An 8,054-nucleotide genomic window follows, 5' to 3' on the forward strand; every position below is an offset into this window, starting at 1 on the left:
TCTGGGGCGGTTGATGCTGCCAATAGCTTAGTCGGCACCCGTGCTAATGACTTTGTGGGCAATGGAGGTGTAGTAGCCCTGAGCAACGGCAATTACGTGGTGCGTAGCCGCTCTTGGGACAACGGGGTAGTAGGGAATGCCGGGGCAGTCACCTGGGGGAATGGCAACACGGGCAGAACTCTCGATGGCACGAATGCAATTACTCCTCAAAACAGCATTGTCGGTCGCACAGCTTTTGCCCGCCTAAATACAGTAGTTGAAGATCCCGTCAATAGCACATTTTTGGTCAGCTTTTTAGGTGAAGGCAGCAGTCGGGTAACTGTTGCGCCTAGCAATCCCACTCCTCCGACAATTCCCAGTTTTGACCCAAACCTATTCCAGTTTACCAACGAGCCTGATGCCACCGTTACCCTCGCTCCCAGTACATTACAGCAAACCCTGAGCGCAGGTACAAACGTAGTACTACAAGCCAATAACGACATTACCCTTAATCGCCCAATTATTAGCATCAATCCCAACGGCAATGGCGGTAGCCTCAGTATGCAGTCAGGACGCAGCATTCTTGTTAATGCAGACATCTTTACCGATAACGGCAACCTCAGCCTAATTGCTAACGATACCACTGCCAACGGGGTAGTGAATGTTCAGCGAGACCCCGGTCAAGCCGTCATCTCCATCGCCCCTGGAATCTCACTCAATTCTGGCACAGGGGATACAACCTTCATTCTCGGTACAGGTGATGGATTAACGAATAATGCCAGTGGCGATATCACAGCCAGTACTATCACAGGTGGAACGATTACTCTAATCAATAACCGGGGTGGGATTAACACGAGTAATGGAACTCTCAGTGCTGGAAGTAATGGGACTGGCGGCACGATTACCCTTAATGCCCCTGGTAATATCATCACCAACGATATCAAAACCGATGGCACCGTCAATAACGGGGGAACGATTCGCCTCACCAGCAACAGTGAAATTAGCACAGGTACTCTCAGCGCTATCGGTAATCAAAACGGCGGCAATATTCTTGTTGATGCCGCAACAGATATCATCACCGATGACATTAACACTGATGGCACGCTCAATAACGGGGGAACGATTCACCTCACCAGCAACAGTGAAATTAGCACAGGTACTCTCAGCGCTATCGGTAATCAAAATGGCGGAACTATCACCCTCAATGCCACAGATAACATCTCTACCGATAACATCTCCACAACCAGCAGCAACGGCACTGGCGGTACTATCAACCTGGATAGCGAAAACGATATCACAACCGCTATTCTTGATGCCTCTGGAAACACCAGTGGCGGTACTATTACCCTCCAATCTGCTGGTCAAATTAATACTAATGGCATCATTGCTAGCAGTGAAAACGGTCAGGGGGGAACAATTAACCTGAATAGCGACAGCAATATTCTTACGACAGCCATTCTCAACGTTTCTGGAAACACCAATGGCGGCACAATCACTTTCGATTCAGCAGGTAATATCACCACGAACACTATTTTATTCGGTAGCGAAAACGGTCAAGGTGGAACAATTAACTTCAATAGCGACGGCAACATCACCACAGTCTTTATTAACGGTTTAAGCAATACCAATAGTGGTGATATTACGCTCCAATCTACAGGCAAAATTACCACCCAAAACATTTTCACCAATGGCGTTAACGGTGACGGTGGAGACATACACCTCACCAGTGGCAATGAGATAATCACAGGCATTCTCAATGCTTTAAGTAACGGCACAGGCGGTAATATTACTCTCCAATCAACTGGCAAAATTACCACACAAAGCATTATCACCAATAGTAGGAATGGTGATGGTGGGCAAATAAATCTCACCAGCGACAATGACATCAACACAGACCTTATCACCGCTTTAGGAAATGTTAATGGCGGCAATATCACCCTCAATTCTGCTGGTAATATTACGACCCAAACCATCATCGCCAGTGGTGCCAATGGAAATGGTGGCACAATTGACATCGATAGCGGTGGTTCCATTAATATCCTCGACGACACCTTTACTGTCCTCAACGACACCTTCACTACTCAAGGCGGTATAGTCTCTTTTTCCAGTAACGGTAATGGCGGTGATATTACCCTCAATGCTGCCACCAGCATCAATACAGGTTCCCTACCCCTATCCTCCACATCAGCCATCGCCAATGGTGGTAAAATTACCCTCAACTCAGATAATGGCGATATTACCGTCGCAGGCATTAACACCGAAGGCGGCATCGCTGGCGCAGGGGGAAACGTCGATATCACAACCCCCCAATTCTTCCAAGCAACGACCTCTTTCCCCAATCTCAACGGTGGAACAGCCAGCATTTCCACCAGTGGAGCGACTGCGGGTGGCTCCATTATTATCCGCCACGGAGGACAGGGCATCACACCCTTTATCGTTGGGGACGCAGGAACAAACGGCACAGCCGGAGCCATAACCACCGGAAATTTATTTACCAACCAAACCATCTCACCAAGACGCGAGTTTCCCAACACCCACACCCAAGACGGCATTCAAATCATCTCCGTCCCCGGAGAAACTCTATCCCCCCCAACAACCCCACCCTTCTCAATCCGACCATCGGATTCAGCGATAAACCCCCAAACCACTTTCGCTAATCTAGTTGGAGACATTGCTGGTGCCCAAACCTCGGTCAACCAAGACCCCCTCACCGGAGAATCTAGCTTTGTCTGGCAGATTCCCGGTACAGGAAACCTAGACACCGGACGCATCAACCTCCCCAACCTACTGACGCAAAACCTCAATGATGCCATCACAAGCATTGACGACCTCTTTGAAGAAGAATACGAAGACTATCTCGGTGAAGACATCGCCAACGAAGAAGCCAGCGTCGAAACCATTCGCAATACCCTAAACACCATCACCGCTGAAACTGGCACTCACCCAGTTATCGTCTACGCCGTTTCCCTACCCGACCAACTGGAACTCATCATGGTTGTTCCCGACGGTACTCCCATCCGCAAAACCATTCCCGCCGCTAATCGTGCAGCCTTCCAGGAAAAACTCAACGAATTCTATGATGCTGTCACTAACGTTAACCTGCCCCTAGACTACCTGAAGAATTCCGGGCAACAACTCTATAATTGGATGATTGCTCCCCTAGAACCTGATCTAGAAGCCCTAGGTATCGACACCCTCATCTTTTCCATGGACGCGGGTTTACGCACCATCCCCATGGCGGCTTTATACGACGGGGAACAGTTTCTCATCGAAAAATACGCCCTCGGTTCCATCCCCAGTGTCAGCCTGACCAATACCCGCTACAATCCGATTAAAGATGCCCCAGTCTTAGCCATGGGCGCTTCTGAATTCACTAACCAAAGACCCTTACCTGCTGTCCCCATTGAACTGGAAACGATTACTCAAAACGTCTGGTCAGGGGAAGCTTATCTCAATGACCAATTCACCCTCCAGAATCTGCAAACTCAGCGCCAACAAAAGCCTTGGCAAATTATCCACCTTGCCAGTCATGCTGATTTCCAAGACGGAGACCCCAGCAAGTCGTACATTCAGCTTTGGGACACGAAACTGCAACTTGACCAAATGCGGCAACTGGGTTGGCATGATAAGCCCCAAGTAGACCTGTTGGTCTTAAGCGCCTGTCGCACCGCTTTTGGCAGTGTAGAAGCAGAGTTAGGCTTTGCCGGATTAGCGGTGAAGGCTGGCGTCAAGTCAGCGTTAGCCAGTCTCTGGTATGTCAGTGATGGCGGTTCATTAGCGCTAATGAGCGAATTTTACCACCAATTGGGTCAACCGGATGTAACGATTAAAGCCGAAGCACTCCGACGCGCCCAACTTGCCCTGCTGCGAGGGGAGGTGCGTGTGGAATCAGGAGAGTTGCGTGGGTTGGGGGTAGGGGAAAATCGTCCTGTTGTATCGGGATCGTCCGACAATCAAAATTTCTCTCATCCTTATTATTGGGCAGCGTTTACGATGATTGGTAGTCCTTGGTAAAGAGCAGGGGGAGCAGAGGGAGCAGGGGTAGCAGGGGGAGCAGGGGGAGCAGGGGGAGCAGGGGGAGCAGGGGGAGCTTTTTTGCTGGTGGTGCGATCGCGAAACCACTGACAGTTCCACCCTAACTACGGGATGGAAATCATCCCAGCCATACCACAGGGATATTCTCATGTCCGGTTGCATCTCATCGGCGGCTCTATCCCATAACGATAACTTTTCGATTTATCCGTTGAGTTTTAAATTAATCAAGATAATTGGACTGAGGGCTTCAGTCGGAAATTCCTGGCAAAGCTTGACTTTACGTTGATTTTGGTTGTAGTATGACAAAATCGAATCTTGTATGGTGGCTTTCTTATAGTCATTTTTCCGGGAAAAACCCATCAAACCCTTAAATTAACGTCAATTTTTTTCCTTAATTGGCAAAAATTGAGAAAATACAAACGTGTTTCAATCCCCAATTTCATCAACTTACTCAGGGGCGAATTTGACAAAAAAACCGTTTGATGCATCTAATGCTCAAACAAGCATCAGAAATGAGGGAGTTTCACGTCACTTTTGATCAAGTCGTGAACTATCGCTGTCACGCTAATAATCAACCCAGGATGATAACAGGCTCGCCCCTTACTACGAACTCAATCACTTTCCTGACAGCTTAACCAAACCAATTCCGCCAAAGTAAAGACCGATGACAGCACCAGCGAGTAAGCTTTGAGTCAGAGGATCAGTGGAGGGAGTTAACACAGCGCCTAAAACCACGGCACCCAAAATAACAATCCGCCAACCAGAAAGCATTTGTGAGGATGAGACAATTCCTAAATTTCCCAACAGAATCTGAATAATTGGCACTTGAAAGGCTATCCCCGTGCTGAACATGAGTAGCAGCACAAATTCAAAATACCGTTCAATTGACCAAGCTTGCTCAACGACATCAGCACCGTAACTAATAAAGAATTTCAGCGCGGCTGGAATTAAAGCGATGTAGGAAAATGCCAACCCCACGAAAAACAGAACACTAGATCCTAAAACCACAGGTGCAATCAAGCGTCGTTCGCGGCGAGTCAGCCCAGGTAAGACAAACTGAATAGTTTGGTACAGAATGAAAGGAGTCGCAACCAGCAAACCACTGTAACCCGCCACTTTCAGGGAAACAAAGAAGTATTCACCGGGAGCCAATTGCAAAAACTTAACGCCTCTAGCGGGGATTTCCAATAACTGGACAATGTATTTAACCGCCACAAAGCAGCCAGTAGCACCAACGGCGACAGCAAGCAGCGAATAGAACATTCGCCGCCGCAACTCTTCTAAATGATCGAACAGCGACATTTCTGCATCATTGGGAAGTTCGTCGAGGTAGTTGGTTTCACTCGTGTCAGCAGGTTGCTGGGGTAAAGTTTCTACGTCAGGCGTCATCAGTTTGTCGAGTTGGTTGGTTTTGTTAACTATTGTACCGATTTCTAGGTTTCATTCCATTTTGATATTTAATTGAAATTTACTGGTCTTTGACAAATGACTAAGGACAAATACCAAATTCACTCAGACGCTGTTCTAGCTCTTTGAGCAATGTATCTACATCTTTACCCACTTGCTCAAAACAGAGGGGGGGTGGGGATTCGGGTTCAAAATGAATTAATTTAATTTGGTCATTGCCAATCCCAATCATTAAAACTTCTTTATCCGGTTGGTGAGCATTCACAATACCTATCATTTCCTGAAGATAGTTATCAACCTTTTGATTCAGTTTTTCCAGCGCCGCTTTGGGACAATAGACAAAGTGGGGTTGGGGTTTCAGGTCAATTCCCAACGTTTCGTCGCTTTCGCCCTTCTCCAGAAAGAGTCCCCATGACAGCGCCGCCAGTTCCTTACTATGTTCTTTGGCAAACTTATTTAGCTTAACTTTCCACTGATCCTCTGGCTTATTCGGCTGAGGTTTACTGAACATGATCATGGTTTACAATTCCCAATGACGTAGCTTGCTTCTCAAGGACAGCGAGTATGACCAATGACGAATGACTTATTTAACCCCAGACTGAACTTGCCAGAGCATCGCATAAATGGCTTGTTGCTCTAGTAGTTGTTCATGGGTGCCTTGTTCAACTAATTTACCCTTTTCCATAACATAAATACAATCGGCATTGCGTACTGTAGACAGGCGATGAGCGATCGCGATCGTTGTCCGGTTTTGGGTAATCTTCTCTAGCGATCGCTGAATGGCGGCTTCTGTCTCGTTATCTACGGCGGAGGTGGCTTCATCGAGGATCAGCACGGGGGGATTTTTTAAGATAGCACGGGCAATTGCTAATCGCTGCTGCTGTCCACCGGATAACTTTTGTCCTCTCTCCCCAATAATTGTGTCGTATCCTTGGGGGAGTTGGCAGATAAATTCATGGGCTTCAGCAATTTCTGCGGCTTCCGTTACCTCAGATAACGTGACATCAAAACTACCATAAGTAATATTTTCCCGCACAGTGCCATGAAACAGAAACACATCCTGACTGACTAAACCAATGGCGCGGCGTAAATCAGCTAACTGAAGCTGGCGCAGGTCAATACCATCAAGGGTTATGGTTCCTTCCTGGACTTCATAGAGTCTCAATAATAACTTGACCAGGGTACTTTTCCCCGAACCCGTCGCACCGACAATGGCAATGGTTTTTCCCGCCGGAATATGAAGGGAAAGATTTTCTATCACAGGATGGCGTCCCTGATAGGAAAAAGTAATATTTTTTAACGCCAACTCACCCCGAACCTGAGTTACTGGCAAAGAAATCTCGCCCGAATGCATGGTAATCGGTGTATCTAACAGATTCATCACCCTGGCTGTAGACGCCATCGCCCGTTGATAGAGATCGAGGGTTTGTCCCAGTCGGGTGAGGGGCCACAGCAAGCGCTGAGTGAGAAATACTAACACGCTATAAGTACCGACGGCTAATCTCCCAGCTACCGCTTCCATACCCCCATAGAGGAGAATTCCGACAAAGCCCAATAAAATGAGGATACGAATCAACGGCACAAATGCCGCAGATAGTGCGATCGCACGACGGTTACTTTGGCTATAGGCTTGGCTTTGGGCGCTGATCCTCTGGATTTCATAAGCTTCCGCCGTAAAGCTTTTAATTGTAGTTATTCCTGTCAGATTATTTGCCAATTGCCCATTGAGTAAACTCACCTTTTCCCGCACATCAGCATAACGGGGAGCAAGGCGGCGCTGGAAGGTGATGGAACCCCAGAGAATAAAGGGCATGGGTAGAAGTGCCATCCAAGCCACACCAGGTGCCAGAATCAAGAAGGTGGCGCCAATAATCACAACGGTTGTGGATACCTGGAGAATTTCATTGGCGCCAACATCAAGAAAGCGTTCCAGTTGGTTGATATCGTCGTTGAGAATAGACATCAACCTGCCCGTACTCCTATCCTCAAAATAAGCTAAGTCGAGGGATTGTAAGTGAGCATAAGCATCTAAGCGCAAGTCATGCTGAATCGTCTGTGCTAGATTACGCCAGAGTCGGTTGTAGGCATATTCAAAGATGGATTCTAATCCCCAGATGATCAGGCTAAGCAACGCCAGAATCAACAGTTGTGTGAAGATGTCGGTGACGCCGAGTTGGGCGATGAGGGAATCCTCTTGTTGGACAACTACATCCACCGCCGCACCAATTAACGCAGGTGGCGCTAAGTCAAAGATTTTATTGAGAACCGAACACGCGATCGCCTGCCAGATTTGGGTGCGATAGTTATGACCGTAGGCGAATAGACGTTTGAGAGGGGACACTGATTTGGACAGAGGCTTCCTGATTTGGGAGTGCTTCTTTTCTTTTGAACTGGACACGCAGATTACCCTGACTGGACAAAAAGCTGATTCAACTGATATTTTGCACTATAAGGTTAAACGCTCTTTCAGCAAAGGAGAACCTATTAACACAATTGGATAATAGAGAATGCCCTGTTCCCCGTTCCCTGTTCCCTGTTGCCTATTTTCTTAAAATCCTTGACGTACTCCCCCGACTAAAGTAAGGGGGATTCTTAAAGGATATTACGAGGCGGACTTAAGTCGCGCCTCTCCA

The 8,054-nt window shown here is 47.6% G+C and carries 4 protein-coding genes; 1 reads left to right on the forward strand and 3 read right to left on the reverse strand.

What is annotated here, in order from left to right:
• On the forward strand, positions 1 to 3,993 hold a 3,993-nt coding region (locus ACLGGO_RS34420), incomplete at its 5' end, for a CHAT domain-containing protein (protein ID WP_446422685.1).
• A gap of 636 nt (positions 3,994 to 4,629) precedes the next feature.
• Here ACLGGO_RS34420 and tatC read toward each other — a convergent pair.
• From tatC to ACLGGO_RS34435, 3 genes are all read right to left on the reverse strand, one after another.
• Complete coding sequence (tatC, locus tag ACLGGO_RS34425; RefSeq protein WP_446422686.1) at positions 4,630 to 5,403, reverse strand: twin-arginine translocase subunit TatC; 774 nt, start codon at positions 5,401 to 5,403, stop codon at positions 4,630 to 4,632.
• Between the two features lie 100 nt (positions 5,404 to 5,503).
• Positions 5,504 to 5,938, reverse strand: coding sequence for a beta-carboxysome assembly chaperone CcmS (gene ccmS, locus ACLGGO_RS34430; RefSeq protein WP_446335462.1), 435 nt, complete (start codon positions 5,936 to 5,938; stop codon positions 5,504 to 5,506).
• 66 nt (positions 5,939 to 6,004) lie between these two features.
• Positions 6,005 to 7,762: an ABC transporter ATP-binding protein gene (locus tag ACLGGO_RS34435; protein ID WP_446422687.1), complete on the reverse strand. Its 1,758-nt coding sequence runs from the start codon at positions 7,760 to 7,762 to the stop codon at positions 6,005 to 6,007.
• Positions 7,763 to 8,054 lie beyond the last annotated feature (292 nt).

Origin of the sequence: Coleofasciculus sp. (assembly GCF_046565525.1) — a bacterium.
Lineage (GTDB): Bacteria > Cyanobacteriota > Cyanobacteriia > Cyanobacteriales > Coleofasciculaceae > Coleofasciculus.

Excerpts from the sequence above, each read along its gene's own strand:
- tatC (WP_446422686.1), bottom strand. The coding sequence starts at position 5,403 with ATGACGCCTGACGTAGAAACTTTACCCCAGCAACCTGCTGACACGAGT.
- ccmS (WP_446335462.1), bottom strand. The coding sequence starts at position 5,938 with ATGATCATGTTCAGTAAACCTCAGCCGAATAAGCCAGAGGATCAGTGG.